Source organism: Rickettsia endosymbiont of Hedychridium roseum (assembly GCF_964028255.1).
Lineage (GTDB): Bacteria > Pseudomonadota > Alphaproteobacteria > Rickettsiales > Rickettsiaceae > Rickettsia > Rickettsia asembonensis.
Window position 1 is genome coordinate 639,100 of record NZ_OZ034753.1, and the last position, 17,238, is coordinate 656,337.

Here is a 17,238-nt window from a genome sequence, read left to right on the forward strand (position 1 = left end):
AAGTGAAAAAGATTTTTTTATTAGTTACTGTCTTATTAATTACTTCTGCTTGTAGTAAAAAGTTAAAAGAAACCGTAGGTATATCAACAGCCGGACCTAATGAGTATCAAGTACAGCGTGCTAAAGCACTAGAAGTTCCGCCTCATTATTATTTGCCTGATCCCGGGAATAGTAAATCGACCTATAATAATATAAAAGGACAGGGTGAATTTAATGAAGGTGAACAAGCTTTAATGCAAGAGATAAACTAAGGTTTTTCTATGTCATTCCCGCGAAAGCGGGAATCCAGTAAAGCATATAATGTCATCTCGTGGCTTGACCACGGGATCCATTAAAATAATCTAAAATACTCATAATGCTAGTATTTTAAGTTGGATCCCGCTACAAGTGAGCTAGGATGACAACCACCTTTCAATTACAAAATCATGAATTCTCATACAAAACAAAAAATAGGTGTTTTTGGGCTTGGTAAAACCGGTATGTCGGTTTATGAAGAGCTGCAAGGTAAATGTGACGTAATTGTTTATGACGATCTAAAAGCAAATAGAGATATATTTGAAGAATTATATACCAACAACTCAATTGCTGCTTTATCTGATTCAAGATGGCAAAATTTAGATAAAATTGTCTTAAGCCCTGGAATTCCTTTAACGCATAAGATAGTAGGTATTGCAAAAAATTTTAATATTTCAATCATTTCCGATATAGATTTATTATTTGAAAAATCAAAAAATTTAAACTTTATCGCTGTAACCGGTACAAACGGTAAAAGTACTACTACTGCTTTAATAAGCCATATCTTAAATAGTAACGGTTTAGACTATCCGGTTGCCGGTAATATTGGAGTTCCTGCTTTGCAAGCTAAAGCAAGTAAGGATGGATATATACTTGAATTGTCTTCTTTTCAGCTAGATCTAGTAAAAACCTTTACAGCTAAAATAGCCGTGCTTCTTAATATAACTCCCGACCATTTGGATAGACATCAAGACATGACCGGTTATATTGCAGCAAAATCTAAGATTTTTGATAGAATGGATAAAGATAGTTATGCAGTAATTAATATTGATAATGATTATTGCCGTGAAATTTTTATGACATTGCAGCAAGAGCAGCGTATAAAACTAATTCCTTTTTCGGTTACTAAAATTCTTGAAAACGGCATTTCGGTAGTTGATGATAAAATTAACGATAATGATATAAGTTATGAATTATCGTTTAATAAAAATTTGCAAGGAACTCATAATTATGAGAATATCGCTGCAAGCTATGCAGTAGCTAAAATAATAGGAATAGAGTCTAAAAAAATACTTGAGTCTATAAGTAGTTTTCAAAGTTTACCTCATAGAATGCAATATATCGGTAGTATAAATAATATAAGTTTTTATAATGATAGTAAAGCAACAAATGCCATATCTGCCGTGCAATCAATTAAAGCACTAGATAATATTTACTGGCTTGCGGGAGGAATCCCTAAAGAGGGCGGTATTGAGGAAATAAAGCCTTATTTCAGTAAAATTAAGAAAGCTTATTTTTATGGTCAAGCTAAAGAAATATTTGCAAATACTGCTAAGAATATAGTAGATTTTGTAATATGTGATAATCTTGAGCAGGCTTTTGATCTGGCTTATAAGGATGCAGTAGGTGATAACGCGGAGGTGAAAAATATCTTGTTAGCACCTAGTTGTAGCTCATATGATCAGTTTAAAAATTTTGAAGAGCGTGGCGAGTTGTTTATGAGGTTGTGTAGTATACTGTCACCCCGTGGCTTGACCACGGGGTCTAGTTAAAAATACTAATAACATTAGTATTTTTTATTGTTTTTTTAGATACCGTGGCGGGGCCACGGTATGACATCGAGCACGTTTTCCAATCCATGCAATAACATAAATATAGTCATGAATAACGAAATATCTAATAATTTTATAAAATTATGGTGGCGGAGTACCGATAGGCAAATAATAATTTCTTTAATTATCTTATTTGCTTTTAGTCTAATGCTTGTTACTACCTCAGGTTCAGCAGTAGCAAGTAGAATAGGGCTTGAGGGAAGTTATTTTGCATATAGACAAATATTTTATTTAGCTGCCGCTTCAGGGCTTATATTATTATTTTCATGTCTTAATAAAAAATGGTTAAGGCGTTTTGCAATAGTTGGGTTTATTGCTAGTATAGTTTTATTAATAGCAGTTAAATTTTTTGGTTATGAAGTAAAAGGGGCAGTGCGATGGATTAATATTTTAGGTCTATCTATTCAGCCTTCGGAATTTATCAAACCGTTTTTTGCAGTTGTTACGGGCTGGATATTATCGCTAAAATTTAATGATGATTTTCCAAGTTTTACGATTTGTGTAATACTTTATTCTATTGTTGCTATTCTCTTAATTATTCAGCCGGATTTTGGAATGCTTGTAATGATTACGGCAGTTTTCGGTATTCAGCTGTTTATTGCGGGTATGCCGATATTTTGGATTGTGCTAGCCGGTTTTTTAGGCATGATAGGAGTAACTATTGCTTATTTTTGGTTACCTCACGTAACGCAAAGAATTAATTCATTTTTAGATCCTGATAGTAGCGAGAATTATCAAGTTAGTAAGTCTCTTAAGGCTTTTGAGCATGGCGGTTTATATGGACGCGGTCCAGGGGAGGGAGCAGTAAAGCAGGTACTACCCGATTCGCATACGGATTTTATTTTTGCCGTAGCAGGTGAGGAATTTGGTGCTATTATTTGCCTTATTGTTATAGGTATATTTGCTTTTATAGTATTAAGAAGTCTTATTAAGTTATTAAACGAAACAGATAAATTTGTACAATTCGCTGCTAGCGGTATAATTGCACAATTAGGGCTTCAGGCAATAATTAATATGGGTGTGACCTTGCATTTACTTCCTACTAAAGGTATGACATTACCGTTTATTAGTTACGGTGGTTCTTCAACGCTTGCAATAGCTATCGCTACCGGTATGCTTCTTGGCTTTACAAGACACAGAACACCTTTAAATTCGTACAAAATTCGTAATATTGAAATATGAAAAAAATAATTTTAGTAGCAGGTGGTACGGGCGGGCATTTTTTTCCGGCTGTTGCTCTTGGAGAAGAATTAATCAAGCGTGGCTATGAAGTTCATTTTATTACTGATTTAAGATGCCAAAAATATATAAATCAGAATATGGGGTTAATTTTTCATATCTTAGATTTAAAACGCTCAGATAATATTTTTTTATTTTTACCAAACTTATCAATTGCGATCTTAAAAGCTATTAAATTATTATATAATATCAGGTCTTCAGCTATTATAGGATTTGGCGGTTATCCTGTTATAGCTCCAATGTTTGCGGCAATTTTTTTAAGAGTACCGATTATAATTCATGAACAGAATTCTTACCTTGGAAAAGTTAATAAATTTTTTGCAAGCTTTGCTAAAAAGATAGCTATTTCTTATGAAGACGTAAAAAATTTACCGGAATTTGCAAAAAGTAAAATAGTAGTTACCGGTGGGGTAGTTAGAAGGAATATTAGGGAGTTGGATTCTGTAGTGTACTCAGTGTTACCCCGTGGCTTGACCACGGGGTCCAAAAAAATAAAAAAAAGACTGGATTCCGTGGTCAAGCCACGGAATGACAAGCTTTTTACTATATTCATCTTTGGCGGTAGTCAAGGAGCTAAGCTATTTTCAGAGCTGATACCTGCAAGTATTCAAATTTTAATGCAAAAACAGCCAAATCTTAAATTAAATATAATCCAGCAAGCAGCATTAGATGATCAAGTAAAAATAAAAGATATATACTCTAAATTAAACATTAATTATGAATTTGCCGAATTCTTTGATAATATGGCATTAAAATATAAAGAAACTGATTTAGTGATTTCAAGAGCAGGAGCATCTACTATAGAAGAATTGAGCTATATAGGGTTGCCGGCAATCTTTATTCCACTGCCTAGTGCTGCGGATAATCATCAATATTACAATGCAAAATTGCTTGCAGATAAAAAAGCCGGATGGTGTTTAGAGCAGAATAATATCTCTACAGGAAAATTAGCAGATAAAATACTCGATTTGATAAATAATCCTAAGATATTAGAGGATGCTTCACAAAATTTATTAAAAAGAAGAAAAGAAGGGCAGGTGTTATTAAGTGATTTAATAGAAAGAGTGATTTGTCACCCCGTGGCTTGACCACGGGGTCCAATTAAAAATATTAGTATTTTTAGTTGTTTTACTGGATACCTTGGACAAGCCACGGTATGACACTGAAAGTGTTTTCCGATCCACGCGGGAAGGCCTTGTTGCGTGGATATCTAATCGTCATTGCGAGGAGCAAAGCGACGCGGCAATCCAGAAAAAATAATAAAAAAATTCTGTAAATCAGAATTTTTTACTGGATTGCTTCGTCGAATTACTACATAATTCTTCTCGCAATGACGGAAAAGCAGGTCCACGCAACAATGCCCCCTCGCAATGACGTGATGGGAAACATACAACAAGACCAAAAATACCTCAGAATAACAATAATTTAATTAAGCACACAGAACTTTAGTGCTTTATCCTTGCAAGTTTAGCTATTATGTGGCATTAATCATAATAAAAGTTTTGGAATAATATAAATATATGTTAAAAAAAATTATAATATTATTTTTAGGAATGTTTTTACTTTCGGCTTGTACCGATAATTTTAGAAGCTATTTTCAAAGATCCGCAAATAATAGATTGGTTGATAGTAAAGGTGCTAAAGGCGGCAAAAGAAAACCTGTATATAATAATAAATATATTACTTTGGCTAAAAAGAATATAGTAGAAGATAATCTTGATTATGATAACGACGATGATGATGACTATGATAGTGATAGTCCTTTAAGAGGAGAAAGAATCGATCCTGTAAAGAGAAATCGTGAAATGTATCTTAAGATGATTAAAAGGGATATAGCAAGGCAAAAAGCAGAATCAGGCTTCGCTGAATCCGACGACGATATGACTTTAAATAGAGCGAATAAAAAAGTTAGAAAAGACGATAGCGATAAAGAAAAAAAGATGCAAGAGGAATTAAATCAGATAAAAGCAATGCTTAGAGAAACTAAGCGTGATATATCAAAATATACTTGTCCAAATGCTACGGTAAACCAAAATTATGCACCGCCCATTACAAATTATGAACCTGTAAATTATCCACCGGTAAAAAATAGTAAGCCGTATAATAATAATTCTAAAGTAAAGCAAAAATTTATCCGCGAAGATGATGATAACAGCAGTAATGCTTGTTCGATATAATATATCTTTCCAATTTAATTCCGGATAGCTTCTAATTTCAGCTTTGTAATTGCTATTTTTTAACCATCTCTTAGCTGCTTCTAAATATAGGAAAATTATCGGTGTAATATAAAGAGTAAGTAATTGTGATGTGAGTAGACTGCCAACTACGGCAAGTCCTAACGATCTTCTCTCTACTCCCGTTGCTCCGACTCCAAGAGCAATAGGCATAGCTCCCATTAATGCAGCTAAGGTAGTCATCATAATCGGTCTAAATCTTATTATACATGCTTCATAGATTGCTTCATGCGAAGATTTATTGCCGGTTCTCTCAAGTTCTAGAGCAAAATCGATTATCATAATAGCGTTTTTCTTAACGATACCGATTAGCATAATAAGCCCGACAAATCCGTACATATCAAGCTCGCTATTAAATATTAGCAATGTAAGTAATGCTCCAAATATAGCAGTAGGCAGTCCCGAAAGTATGGTTATAGGATGCACAAAGCTCTCATATAACATGCCAAGAATAATATAAATAACTATAACAGCAAGTCCAAGCAGTAAGCCAAGATCGGAAAAAGACGACTGAAATGCCTGAGCAGTTCCTTGGAAGCTTCCGGTAATCGTAGCCGGCATTTGTAGGTCTTTTATCGCTTGATTAACTTTTGGAACGGCATCACTAATTGAATATCCGTCTTGCAGATTATCTGATTTTGATATGAAATGGGGCAAACAGTACCCACATATTGCAAAATCATGGCAAAATAATTGGCAGAATTTGATAATTTTTTTACAATACCCAGAAGTGATTAGGCGTATCATTTATACAACCAATGCAATCGAAGGTTTAAATAGTCAATAGTCAATTACGCAAGGTTACTAATAACAAAAGGGGTTTTCCTAACGACGACTCTGTATTTAAGACTTTGTACTTGACAATTGACTATATTGCGCGAAAATGGAATATGCCTATCCAAAATTGGGGAGAGGCCATGGCTCACTTTTTGATAAAATTTGAGGGGCGAATTTAATGCCTATTTTAGAATTTACACACTTATATATCCAGAGCCTTTACAAGCAGCATAAAAATTTAAATGGTGGGGACAAATTATCCCTGTCCCCAATTAATTTATACTTCAAAGCTTTCTAAGCTTATTAATCCAGCTAAAACAAGTTCATTTTCATTGTTATTAATTGCTTCTTGCACTAGATCAGGATTTAGTTTATTGCTTAATTCAGCTATTCTTTGCAAATTAAATTCTTCTAAAGATAACTGTATTAATTCAGGATAATTCAAAAGCGTATTATCATAAACTATTTCATTAACCATATTTACGTTAATGTTATTATTTGTTGAATTGCTTTGCGGTTTTGTTATCTGATCACTTTCAGGTGTCACCTTAGTTTGTTGTACAATATTATTTTCAACTAATATATCAAATTCTTCATCGCATATTGGGTTATTGGCACTTAATTTTTCTATTAGCTGTATTGTTTTATCTTTATTATTATTTAAGTCTTTTTTTATCACTTCATCTTTTGTATTGTCTAATGTTGTATTGGTTTTGGGTTGGTTTATTGAAGAATTATTTAAACTTTTATTTCTTTCTAAAAATTCGTTTATTTTTTCAATACCATAAGGATTAAGTTCATATGAAAAGTCTTGATTTTCATTGTACTCGTACTCTGTGCGAGAAATATAAAGTGAAGTAAGAGTACTATTATGTTCTAATCCATTAACAATTGCTGTCGCATCCGATATGTTATTCTCATTAAGATCAAGGTGAGTAAGAGTTTTATTATTACTTAGAGCATTGCCGATTCTTTCTACATCTTCTATACGATTATTACTTGCTAGATATTCACCGATTTTGGCTGCTCCATTATTTGCTATATAATTGGCATTAAGTGTGAGAGAAGTAAGAACATTATACTTTAAAGCTTCAATAATTGTTGCATCTTTTATATTATTTGCTCCAAGGAAAAGTTTAGTAAGAGAAGTATTACTGTTTAGAGCTTCAACAATTATTGCAGATCCTTTATCTGTTACCTCATTGTAATTAAGTTCAAGTGAAGTAATATTATTATGCTTTAAAAGTGCACTGATTTTTTTTATCCCTATATCTGTTATATCGTTACTACTAAATCCAAGAGAGGTAATAGTATTATTATTTTCCAAAGATTCAACAATCTTTATAACACCTGCATCTCCTATTTTATTTCGTCTAAGATCAAGCGAAGTGATAGTATCATTATTTTTTAAGGCTTCACTAAAACTTACAATATTCGTATTACCAAGTATTGCTTCCCCACTATCAGATCCACCATCAACGTTAAGAGTAGTTAATTGTTTAACTTCTTCAGTAAATTCATGTGTTTTTAAAAACTCTATTAATTCTTTCATATTTTTTTACTCCTTATTAAATTTAATATTTTGTTAAAAATGAGCTTATATACAAAACCATAATTAAAGAATTTAAAGAATGAAATAGAAATTTAACTAAAAGTGTGAATAAATATAGTTGAGGTTGATTTAAGGAATCTATGAATATATTAAGTATTAGGAGAAATAATAGAGAGTTTTAATAAATAGTAATAATTATAATTACTAATTTAATATATTAGTTAATTATTTTAAATAATCAATTTCTACATTTGAAACAACGGCAATCTCGTTAACGATTAAGGCTGTACCTGTTTCACTTAAGAACAATGCCCGCTCTACCTGCCGACGTTTTACCAAGCCTTGCAGCTTAACACCGCCTTTAACATGCACCCAACGCAGTAATTCATTGGCGGCGTTCAGGTACTCGCCTCGGTTCAGTTTCTGCCGCAAGGTTGATGCTTGAAATGCCCCGCTACCACAGTTAAAAATGAATGAGATTAAGGCGGCTTGTTGCTTAATTAAATTATTAATATTTCTTTTTATAATTGCTTAGTTTAGAGACTTGGTGAAAGACAATTAGTATTTCAGTTAAACGGTTAAAAGCTTGACTTTATGCTGCGTCCACCGTTTGACACCTTTGTAGAAATACCGAAAAATGAAGAATGGCGCACCCGAGAGGAGTCGAACCCCTAACCTTATGATCCGTAGTCATATACTCTATCCAATTGAGCTACGGGTGCTAAGCTTGAAGTACTTATTTCTAAGTCTTATCTCTTATTGCTAACATACGAAGAAGCATATATAAAAGCATAGCATTTGTCAAGAAACATAGAGTGTTCTTATGTTTCTCTGAATAATAAAATATAAAAAATTACAATTAATAGTTGAATTATCATATTATATATTGTATATAGAGGTTCATAAATTAATATGAGAAAAAAATGAATAAAATAAAATTAATTATAATTTGCTTACTTTGTATTAATATGACTGTACAAGCAGACAATATATCGGAAGCCGCTAAAAAAAATTTAGAGGTAATTAATTCTTTAAATGTTGAGACAAAATGGCAGAAAGGTAATGTGATAAATTGTAAGTCAGGAGAAACTTTATTAGAAGAAACGGAAAAATATAACTCTCCTAAGTTAAAGCGTTTGACTCATTGTAGTTGTTTTGCTTATGCTGCTAGTGCAGCCTTGGGGCTTCCAAATAAGTCTCTACTTCCTCATCCTGAAAGCGATAAAGAATTTATACCTACTTTATCAAATAAGCAAGCTGAGTGGCTTGAAACAGACGGAATAAAAAACGGATGGAATTTTGTTAAAGCAGGAAATCGTGATGATAGTTTTATTCAAGCACAAAAATTTGCTAATCAAGGATATTTTGTTGTATCCGTATATAAAAATGCTAACACAAAAAGAGCAGGGCATATTGCCGTTGTAGTACCGAGTAGTAAGGATATAGAGAAAATAAAAAATGAAGGACCGGACACGGCTCAAGCCGGTAATATTAATTTTTCCTGTAGCTCTTTGAAAAAGGGTTTTAGGAATAAAAAAGATGCCTTTAAAAACAACGAAATAAAATTTTATTATTATAAAATATAACAGATATCAGTAAGGTAACTGGACCGTTTTTATTCTATGTCATTCCCGTTTTTGGGCGTTGTTACATTGATACCGAATCGTCATTGCGAGCGACTGAAGGCGTTGTTGCATGGCTCATTTATGTCATTCTTAGCAACGGCGGGAATCCAGTTCTTTGTCATACCGCGACTTGATCGCGGTATCTAATTTATTATTTTTAGATCCCGTGGTCAAGCCACGGGATGACATCTCTCTTAAGTTGACACTCATGTGTCTTCGCAGGGATAACATCTAGGGCTTTTCAAAAACTGTCCGGTAATATGACAGCATAGGCAAACCTTACAAAGTTTGAGTAAATATCTTATCGGTTGAAGAAAATTATCTTTCATGCTGTTTTGAACTATCTTTATAGGTATTGGGTGTTTGATTTGGAGTTTTGAAATTCCTAGCAGGTTTAGCCGGTGCCTTAGACGGTGTATTTAAAGCTTGTCTTACGTGTTTTGCTTTCTCTTGCGTTTATACTGAAGTAGGTGCTTGAATTTGATTACTCCTAGCTGCCTTAACCGACGTATTTAAAGCTTGTTTTACGAGTTTTGTTTTCTCTTGCTTTATTTGTACCGGAGTAGGTGTTTGAAGTGAGCTTTTATAGCTTTTGGTATCATCTATAACTTTATAGTTAGGATGTTCCATTGTTAAGATCTTTTCTACTTTTTTTAGCTTGATATTCTTCCTGGCTTTGTCCGGTAATTGTTGTATAAATTTTTTCCAAAGGTGAAAGTTCAGCTTTCTTATGTATACCATGTAAGACGAGAGCCATTCTGTTTTCATGGTGTTTTAAAGATGGGGTATCTAATTTGGATAAAAAATTTTCAAATTGCTTAATTTGAGTATCACTAATGGAAGTATTGAGTTGTTTTAAATCCTCAAATATTTTCTTATTAAGTATTAGTCTGTCATTCAACTCTTTAAGCTTATTATCTACTGCTTTGGTAAAGTTTTCTATATTTTGGGGGGTTAGTTTATTTTTGTCTAACGTTGTGACTTCATAAGGTATATCCGAGCTAGTTTTAAGAGTAATTGGGGGATTGCCAAATGCTTTTTTTATTTCCGGTCCGATAATCTTTACTACTAGCTGATCTTTAAGGCTATTATTTCCATTTATAACTATATCTTCATATAACTTGTCGGGTATCTCTATATTTTTATATATATTGTTAACTAAGTTTTTTTTCTCGCCCATATTCATTTGAGCGTCTTGACCGTTTATTAATTCGCTAAAAGGTACAGCTTCATTTATAACTTCTTGTTTAAACCGATTTTTTATTAGATTATTTATTTTTTCATTAGAAGTAAAAGCTTCTCGAAATTCAGTAGAAAACTTTTCCATTTCTTGTTTAAGTTCTGCAAAATTATCAGATGAAGCTCCTCTATCTTGTGCGTCATTGATTTTTTCGGTTATTGCAAGTATTGTTGCCGGAACATTTATAACGTTATTTTTTACCACTTCTTTTTTTCCGTCTATTTCTACGGTAGAAGTTTCATTAGGATCAGCTTCAAATGTTCCTTTAAAAGCTTTTTTAAAATCTTCATTATTGATATCTATAGGTTTTTTATCTGCTATTATTTGATTTTTTAATTGCCCTAGAACATAACCTTCTATATCACGTATATCGTTTCTTGCACCATTAATAATTTCTTTAATCTGCTTCTCAGTAATAGGTGATTTAGTTGGTTGGTTGTCTTTCGACATAATAATGCCCCTAACTTATTTGCTAATTCTATTAAATTATTATTCAACTATTTAACGCTGTTAACAAGTTAATTTAAATTAAACTAAGTTAAATATTATTAAGTTACTACTTAAAAAGCACGTGAGAATATTTTAGAGAGGTGTTTGGGAGGGAGTAGATATTATTGTGTGGATCGGTAAAATCCACTGTGTTACCTAGTTCGCTTGACCTATAGTAACCGGACAGTTTTTGAAAAGACCTCCATGTCATCCCCGCGAAAGCGGAGATCTAGTATTGCCTATTCCCGTCATTTGAAATTTAAGAGAGATTGCCACGTCGCTACGCTCCTCGCAAGGCGTTGTTGCGTGGATCAATTTTATCTCTGTCATCCCGTGGCTTGACCACGGGGTGACACAGTAGATTCCCGTCTACGCAACAAAGCAGCCTTGCGGGAATGATATAAAAAAAATTTTATCTACTATTACCCTAACCTTTGCCAGTTGATTTATTAGTAGGGCTAGCCGACGGAGTAGGAGATTGTTTAGTTTTATGCATTGGCTTGTTCCCGGTCGTAAATTTGTTTATTAATTTTTGTGCTATAGCCGTAACGGGATTCTTGCTAGCAACATTTAAGTTTTTTGCAACGACTTGTGGAGGTTTGGTTGAAATAGGCTTTGTTTAAGGAGCCGGTGTTTCAATAGAGCTTGCATAACCTTGATGGGGTCTACTTGGCTCTTGTTTTTGAGCAGATTTCGATTGTTGGGGTGTTACAATAGAAGTTGTAAAACCTTGATATGGTTTATTTACTTCAGCTTGTTTTCTTTTTGGTGTATTCAAAACATTGTGCGTTGCCTGATGTTCGCTTTTGCTTATTTGTTTACCAACTTTATTAAATTTTGTTCTTTCTTTTATTGACTTTTCCGTATCTTCTGTTGACATAAATCCCCTATATTTAATAGCTGTTATTTTATTAAACCATTATTTATCAAGTCAAACAAGTTAATTAAAATTAAATTAAGTTAAAATATTAGTTAGAAATATTAAACTGTTACTTTAGAGGTACTCTATATTGTAGACAAAGTCTTTACATACTTTATAATAAACCAAATGTAGAAATAGAAGATGCATATGAGTGATAAGTTAGATTCTTATGAACAAGATATTGAAGATAATTTTGAAAAACAGCAAACAATAATAAGAAATAATATATGAGTTTTATAGAAGAATTTATAAATAAAGGATATTTCCATCAATGTACCGATTTGGATCGGTTAACTATTATAACGAAAGAAACAAAAATAGCGGCTTATATAGGCTTTGACTGTACTGCTACCTCGCTACATATCGGTAGTTTAATGCAGATAATGATATTACGGTTGCTTCAGCATCATGGGCATAAGCCTATTGTAATTATCGGCGGCGGTACGAGTAAAATCGGTGATCCTACTTGGAAAGACGAAGCTCGTAAAATCTTAAGTAAAGAAGATATCGCTAAGAATGCTGAAGGGATTAAAAAATCTTTATCGAAATTTATCAAGTTCGGCGAAGGTGAAAGTGATGCTATAATGCTGGATAACGCAGAGTGGTTGGATTCGCTCAATTATCTAGCGTTCTTAAGAGATTTTGGTATTCATTTTTCAATCAACCGTATGCTTACTATGGATTCGGTAAAGCTAAGACTTGAGCGTGAGCAGCATTTAAGCTTTTTAGAGTTTAACTATATGTTGTTGCAAGCATATGATTTTTACTATTTAAGCAAGCATTATAATTGTAGCCTGCAACTTGGCGGTAGCGATCAATGGGGCAATATCGTAATGGGTGCTGATTTAACCCATAAAATAAGCGGCAAAGATGTGTTCGGTATGACGACGCCGCTACTTACGACTAGCTCGGGTGCTAAGATGGGCAAGACTGCTGCGGGAGCAGTATGGCTTAATGAAGATTTGTTAAGCCCGTATGATTATTATCAATATTGGCGTAACTGCGAGGATGCCGACATAGTTAGATTTGCCAAATTATATAGCGAGTTAACTCAAGAAGAGCTTAATAAGTTTGAAAGTTTAGCGGCTGAAGATATTAATGCAGCTAAAAAACAGCTTGCTTATGAGCTAACTAAGCTTTGTCATTCGGAGCAGGCAGCAAAATCAGCTTTAGAAACTGCGGTAAAGATATTTGAAGAAGGGCAAATCGATGAGAATTTACCTGCTGTTGTTTTAGAGCAGGAGGTATTACAAGCAGGTATTAGTGCGTATGAGTTATTTCATGAAGCAGGTCTTGCTAGCTCTAAGTCAGAAGCACGCAAACTTATAAGAGGGAAAGGTGCTAAAATAAATGATGAGGTGGTTGCAGATGAGAATATGATAATTAATACTACTTTTTTACTTGATAAAAATGTTATAAAGCTCTCTTCCGGTAAAAAAAGACATATATTAGTTAAGGTTTAAGCGGTAATTCTTGAATATAAAATTAAATCGTGCTAAATTGAAACTATAAAATTCAAGTGGATAGGTCTGACTATGTTTCAGCGTAGTATTAAAGAAGTTATAGAGCGGCTTTCTCAGTTTTTTCCTGTAATTGGTATTACCGGTCCTAGACAATCAGGAAAAACTACTTTAGCTAAAATGCTATTTCCTAATTTACCTTATGTATCGTTAGAAGATTTAGACATTCGATTGCAAGCAAAAGAAGACACGCGTACCTTTTTATCTAAATATCATAATGGGGCTATTTTTGATGAAGTGCAGCATGTACCGGAGCTATTATCTTATTTACAAGGTGTAGTAGATGCCTCGCCTCAAAAGGGAAGATATGTAATTACCGGTTCTCAAAATTTTGCTCTTAATCATAATATAACCCAATCGCTTGCAGGGCGTGTTGGTATGGTTACTTTATTACCTTTGAGTTTATCTGAAATTCAAAAAACAGAAACCCCTTTAACTTCTATATTTAAAGGGGGATACCCTTCTTTGCATAATTTAAATATATCCTCGCTTGATTTTTATCCATACTATACTCAAACTTATATTGAACGAGATGTACGGCAATTACAAAATATCGGTGACCTAAATCAGTTTCGTAGTTTTTTGGGGTTATGTGCGGGTAGAATAGGGCAGATTGTGAATTTTTCTTCTTTGGCACAAGATTGCGGTATTTCACATACTACGGCTAGGCAGTGGCTTAACATATTAGAAGCAAGTTATATTATTTTCTTTCTCCATCCGTTTTATAAAAATTTTAACAAGCGACTTATAAAGATGCCAAAATTATATTTTTATGATACCGGTCTTGCTTGTAATTTGTTAGGACTTGAACAAGATAAACAATTAGAAACTCATTACCTCAAAGGGGCATTATATGAAAATTTAGTAATTTTAGAGCTTTTAAAAGGTAGATTAAATTTAGGGTTACCGGCGAATTTTTATTTTTGGCGTGATAAAACAGGTCATGAAATAGATTGTGTCGGTGAGTGGGGCGGTAAGATAAAAGCGATAGAGATTAAATTTAACTCCACTTTGCAGAAAGATTTTATTAAGAATCTAACTTATTTTTCTAAATTTGATCCTAATATTGAAAATTATTTAGTTTATAATGGAAAGCAAGATGGTAGTTTTTTAAATACTAATTTAACCCCGTTAGGACAAATCGCTCAGATATTAAAATGACTAAAATAAGGCTTGATGAATATTTGCTGCAAAAAGGTTTTGTAACAGATATTACTGTAGCACGAAGCTTGATTATCCAAGGTAAAGTACATAATAAGCATGAGCAGTTAATTAAGCCTGGGATACAGGTTAATATAAATGATACCGACATTAAGGTAAAGCTACCGCAGCATAATTATGTTTCAAGAGGAGCATTAAAATTAATTGCTGCTTTGGATTATTTTAAAATTGATCCCGAAAATTTAGTTTGTATTGATATCGGTAGTAGCACCGGCGGTTTTACCGAAGTATTACTTGAACGTAAAGCAAAATTAATTTTTGCCGTAGATGTCGGTTATGGTGAACTTCATCCTAAATTACGTGACAATCCACAAATTAAAGTGCTTGAGAAGACTAATGCACGATATTTAACCGATAAGCAAATAACAACGAAGCCTGATTTAATTGTTTGTGATGCCAGTTTTATTAGCTTAACTACTATATTACCGACTCCACTAAATTTAGCTAAAGAAGATTGCATGCTAATTGCTTTAATAAAACCGCAGTTTGAGGTCGAAAAGCATGAAGTAGAGCAGGGCGGAATTATTAAAAATCCTCTCTTACATCAAAAAGTATGCGATAAAATCAAAGATTGGCTTGAAAAAGAGCATAATTTTAAAATATTTAGTATTATAGAAAGTCCAATACTAGGAGCTAAGGGGAATAAGGAGTTTTTAATATGCGGAAAAAGAAAAAATGGTTATTTTTTATCCTCAATTTGAATTGTTTTAGTAATCATTGCATCTTCTAATGTATAATTATTCAATGTGTTTATAAATGCTTCATTTGCCTCTTTAATAAAATGTTTAAATTGGCATGAATTTGTAATTCTACAGCTATTAGTATTTTTATTGAAACATTCTACTATATCCATATTAGGTTCTAATTTTTCTATTATATCTCCCAACTTCATGGAAGAAGGGATAAATGCTAGCTTAATTCCTCCTCCTTTTCCTTTACTACTATTAATATATCCTAATTGTGCTAATCTGTGGATCACTTTTACCAAATGATTAAGGGAAATATTATAGTACTCTGATATCTCTTTTACACTACAAATTCGTCAGTAAAACTTGTTAACTGCATAAAAATTTTATTTATTTTTACCTTGAATATACAAAAAAACGTCTATATAAGTCTAGTTACTATAATATGTATTTTAAATACATATTATACAAATTTCAAATTTATATTATTAAAAAAGGAGTTATTATGTCTAGAACAACTATAGTGAAAGAAATAAGAAAAGCTGCTGAGCTATTTAAGAATTTTGATATTACTAAATCTTTAAATTTTTATGGAAATTTAGCAACTAAATATGAAGCAGTGGTAAATGAATTTTTTAATAGTAATAGTTTTAATACTGAAAAACCTGAGAAAGGAATACAGTAGTGAAACAGATGAAGTAGATCTTTTAGAAGTAATCCAATCAGCATTAGAGAATGATCATAAATTTAAAAATGCGGTATCAAAAATTGTCGGTATACATGTAGGGCGTAATATTCCTTCAGAGCTATATCAACCTGTTGCTGAAGAGCTTATATCAAATGTAGGTAAGGACAACAAGCTGGTAACGGAAATATTAAATATAGTAGGAAAGCATTTTGTAGATGCTGAAAAGAAGCAATATGATGAATTAAAAGAAAAGTATAATATAGAGAGTTTTGAAAGTCATAAAATAAAAATTGAAATAGAAAGTGCTGATAAAAATACAGCAAAAATAAAATTTTATAGACAAAATGAACAAAAAGTAATACCGCATAAACATGGGCAAGTTATTACTGTTAAAGTAGGAGAAAAATACAGTGAATTTACAGTTATAAAAACCGGTCATGATGAAGAAGTTTATTATTATGAATGTCTAATAAAGAAAAATCCTAATGGAACTGTAACAAATTATCTATTTGATTCTGAAAATCAGCTAGTAAAAGTACACCCTTCATATATTGAATCGGATATAGAAAACAATAAAGATCTTGTTCTGATCAGCGGCGGGTCGGGAGAAAGTCATTCTATTTCTAGAATTAATAGTATAACAAATGAAGAAAATGTTAAGCTTCCTGCCGTTATTCACATTATTCACTCTACTAAAAATAAAAACAGTGACACATTTCAATTAGATGCAGCTGTAAAAAAATTAACTGATATTACAGCAATATGCGATACTGAAATTCACTATGATAAATTTTATACTCAAGATAGTTATAATAATATTAATGAGAACGATAATATACATTATCATACCGGTAGAATAGCTGAAGAATTTTTATTAGGTATGTTAAAAGGCAAAACCTATGAAATTTGCGGTCCTCATTCTTTTAACAATCATGTGCAACATATATTAGAAGAGAAAATGTGGGTTATGTATACTCAGATTCATATAGAAGAATTTTGTTCATCAGGAGGAGACTATGATCCATCTCTAAGCGGGCAAGATGGGTTATCAAGTATTTGCCCATCTATAAATATGTAGTTTTACAAAAATATAAAGTTAAATATTGCTTATATATTCTAATTAGTGTATTTTCGTTACGGGTAAGCATTATAAAAATTATAGATAGGTGGGTTTATCCCACCTTTTTTGTTATAAACA

Annotated in this window: 18 protein-coding genes, 1 tRNA gene and 5 pseudogenes; 13 read left to right on the top strand and 11 right to left on the bottom strand. The window is 32.5% G+C overall.

Annotation, left to right across the window (positions count from 1 at the left end):
* The first annotated feature begins 2 nt into the window (after window positions 1–2).
* The 4 genes from AC5587_RS03715 to murG all read left to right on the top strand — a co-directional run bounded on the left by AC5587_RS03715 (window position 3) and on the right by murG (window position 4,174).
* Window positions 3–251 (top strand): DUF3035 domain-containing protein, encoded by a 249-nt coding sequence (locus AC5587_RS03715; protein WP_011270963.1) that lies wholly within the window; start codon window positions 3–5, stop codon window positions 249–251.
* A 174-nt stretch (window positions 252–425) separates the two neighbouring features.
* Window positions 426–1,787: a UDP-N-acetylmuramoyl-L-alanine--D-glutamate ligase gene (gene murD, locus AC5587_RS03720; protein ID WP_499162895.1), complete on the top strand. Its 1,362-nt coding sequence runs from the start codon at window positions 426–428 to the stop codon at window positions 1,785–1,787.
* Between the two features lie 108 nt (window positions 1,788–1,895).
* Window positions 1,896–3,029 (top strand): putative lipid II flippase FtsW, encoded by a 1,134-nt coding sequence (ftsW, locus tag AC5587_RS03725; protein ID WP_499162896.1) that lies wholly within the window; start codon window positions 1,896–1,898, stop codon window positions 3,027–3,029.
* The gene (gene murG, locus AC5587_RS03730) at window positions 3,026–4,174 is read left to right on the top strand and encodes an undecaprenyldiphospho-muramoylpentapeptide beta-N-acetylglucosaminyltransferase (RefSeq protein ID WP_499162897.1); all 1,149 of its coding nucleotides are present in this window, start codon (window positions 3,026–3,028) and stop codon (window positions 4,172–4,174) included. Before ftsW ends, murG begins: the two co-directional genes overlap by 4 nt.
* Here the strand turns inward: murG and AC5587_RS03735 are convergent.
* Window positions 4,139–4,270 (bottom strand): hypothetical protein, encoded by a 132-nt coding sequence (locus AC5587_RS03735; protein ID WP_499162898.1) that lies wholly within the window; start codon window positions 4,268–4,270, stop codon window positions 4,139–4,141. The two genes, murG and AC5587_RS03735, sit on opposite strands and share 36 nt — an antisense overlap.
* 336 nt (window positions 4,271–4,606) lie before the next feature.
* On the opposite strand from AC5587_RS03735, the gene AC5587_RS03740 reads away from it, so the two are divergent.
* Window positions 4,607–5,263 carry a hypothetical protein gene (locus tag AC5587_RS03740; RefSeq protein ID WP_499162899.1) on the top strand — a complete coding sequence of 219 codons (657 nt, stop codon included), beginning with the start codon at window positions 4,607–4,609 and terminating at the stop codon, window positions 5,261–5,263.
* A gap of 141 nt (window positions 5,264–5,404) precedes the next feature.
* Here AC5587_RS03740 and AC5587_RS03745 read toward each other — a convergent pair.
* A pseudogene (locus tag AC5587_RS03745) lies at window positions 5,405–5,956 on the bottom strand (efflux RND transporter permease subunit); the annotation flags it as partial.
* On the opposite strand from AC5587_RS03745, the pseudogene AC5587_RS03750 reads away from it, so the two are divergent.
* Window positions 5,949–6,276, top strand: a pseudogene (locus AC5587_RS03750) (transposase); the annotation flags it as partial. The pseudogenes AC5587_RS03745 and AC5587_RS03750 sit on opposite strands and share 8 nt — an antisense overlap.
* 98 nt (window positions 6,277–6,374) lie before the next feature.
* Here AC5587_RS03750 and AC5587_RS03755 read toward each other — a convergent pair.
* The 3 genes and pseudogenes from AC5587_RS03755 to AC5587_RS03765 form a co-directional block, all read right to left on the bottom strand.
* Window positions 6,375–7,649 carry a leucine-rich repeat domain-containing protein gene (locus AC5587_RS03755; RefSeq protein WP_499162900.1) on the bottom strand — a complete coding sequence of 425 codons (1,275 nt, stop codon included), beginning with the start codon at window positions 7,647–7,649 and terminating at the stop codon, window positions 6,375–6,377.
* Window positions 7,650–7,961: 312 nt separating this feature from the next.
* Window positions 7,962–8,162, bottom strand: a pseudogene (locus tag AC5587_RS03760) (lysozyme); the annotation flags it as partial.
* A 132-nt stretch (window positions 8,163–8,294) separates the two neighbouring features.
* Window positions 8,295–8,371 (bottom strand) — tRNA-Arg (locus AC5587_RS03765).
* A 201-nt stretch (window positions 8,372–8,572) separates the two neighbouring features.
* On the opposite strand from AC5587_RS03765, the gene AC5587_RS03770 reads away from it, so the two are divergent.
* On the top strand, window positions 8,573–9,235 hold the full coding sequence (locus tag AC5587_RS03770) for a hypothetical protein (RefSeq protein WP_499162901.1): 663 nt from the start codon (window positions 8,573–8,575) through the stop codon (window positions 9,233–9,235).
* 129 nt (window positions 9,236–9,364) lie between these two features.
* On the opposite strand, the gene AC5587_RS03775 is transcribed toward AC5587_RS03770, so the two are convergent.
* From AC5587_RS03775 to AC5587_RS03795, 5 genes are all read right to left on the bottom strand, one after another.
* Window positions 9,365–9,505 carry a palindromic element RPE4 domain-containing protein gene (locus AC5587_RS03775; RefSeq protein ID WP_499162902.1) on the bottom strand — a complete coding sequence of 47 codons (141 nt, stop codon included), beginning with the start codon at window positions 9,503–9,505 and terminating at the stop codon, window positions 9,365–9,367.
* Between the two features lie 225 nt (window positions 9,506–9,730).
* Entirely contained in the window at window positions 9,731–9,904 is a 174-nt protein-coding gene (locus AC5587_RS03780) for a hypothetical protein (protein WP_499162903.1), read from the bottom strand.
* Window positions 9,891–10,964, bottom strand: a complete 1,074-nt coding sequence (locus AC5587_RS03785; RefSeq protein ID WP_499162904.1) for a hypothetical protein — start codon at window positions 10,962–10,964, stop codon at window positions 9,891–9,893. Before AC5587_RS03785 ends, AC5587_RS03780 begins: the two co-directional genes overlap by 14 nt.
* Before the next feature lie 246 nt (window positions 10,965–11,210).
* Complete coding sequence (locus AC5587_RS03790; protein ID WP_499162905.1) at window positions 11,211–11,333, bottom strand: hypothetical protein; 123 nt, start codon at window positions 11,331–11,333, stop codon at window positions 11,211–11,213.
* A gap of 289 nt (window positions 11,334–11,622) precedes the next feature.
* Complete coding sequence (locus tag AC5587_RS03795; RefSeq protein ID WP_499162906.1) at window positions 11,623–11,883, bottom strand: hypothetical protein; 261 nt, start codon at window positions 11,881–11,883, stop codon at window positions 11,623–11,625.
* 189 nt (window positions 11,884–12,072) lie between these two features.
* On the opposite strand from AC5587_RS03795, the pseudogene AC5587_RS03800 reads away from it, so the two are divergent.
* The 4 genes and pseudogenes from AC5587_RS03800 to AC5587_RS03815 form a co-directional block, all read left to right on the top strand.
* Window positions 12,073–12,138, top strand: a pseudogene (locus AC5587_RS03800) (CopG family antitoxin); the annotation flags it as partial.
* A gap of 14 nt (window positions 12,139–12,152) precedes the next feature.
* Complete coding sequence (gene tyrS / locus AC5587_RS03805; protein ID WP_499162907.1) at window positions 12,153–13,388, top strand: tyrosine--tRNA ligase; 1,236 nt, start codon at window positions 12,153–12,155, stop codon at window positions 13,386–13,388.
* Window positions 13,389–13,460: 72 nt separating this feature from the next.
* Entirely contained in the window at window positions 13,461–14,606 is a 1,146-nt protein-coding gene (locus tag AC5587_RS03810) for an ATP-binding protein (protein WP_499162908.1), read from the top strand.
* Complete coding sequence (locus AC5587_RS03815; protein ID WP_499162909.1) at window positions 14,603–15,367, top strand: TlyA family RNA methyltransferase; 765 nt, start codon at window positions 14,603–14,605, stop codon at window positions 15,365–15,367. Before AC5587_RS03810 ends, AC5587_RS03815 begins: the two co-directional genes overlap by 4 nt.
* Here the strand turns inward: AC5587_RS03815 and AC5587_RS03820 are convergent.
* A pseudogene (locus AC5587_RS03820) lies at window positions 15,346–15,708 on the bottom strand (RrF2 family transcriptional regulator); the annotation flags it as partial. The gene AC5587_RS03815 and the pseudogene AC5587_RS03820 sit on opposite strands and share 22 nt — an antisense overlap.
* A gap of 149 nt (window positions 15,709–15,857) precedes the next feature.
* Here AC5587_RS03820 and AC5587_RS03825 point away from each other — a divergent pair.
* Together AC5587_RS03825 and AC5587_RS03830 are read left to right on the top strand one after the other, a co-directional pair.
* Window positions 15,858–16,037, top strand: coding sequence for a hypothetical protein (locus AC5587_RS03825; RefSeq protein WP_410527901.1), 180 nt, complete (start codon window positions 15,858–15,860; stop codon window positions 16,035–16,037).
* Window positions 15,979–17,118 (top strand): FAD-dependent oxidoreductase, encoded by a 1,140-nt coding sequence (locus tag AC5587_RS03830; protein WP_499162910.1) that lies wholly within the window; start codon window positions 15,979–15,981, stop codon window positions 17,116–17,118. Before AC5587_RS03825 ends, AC5587_RS03830 begins: the two co-directional genes overlap by 59 nt.
* The last annotated feature ends 120 nt before the right edge of the window (window positions 17,119–17,238 follow it).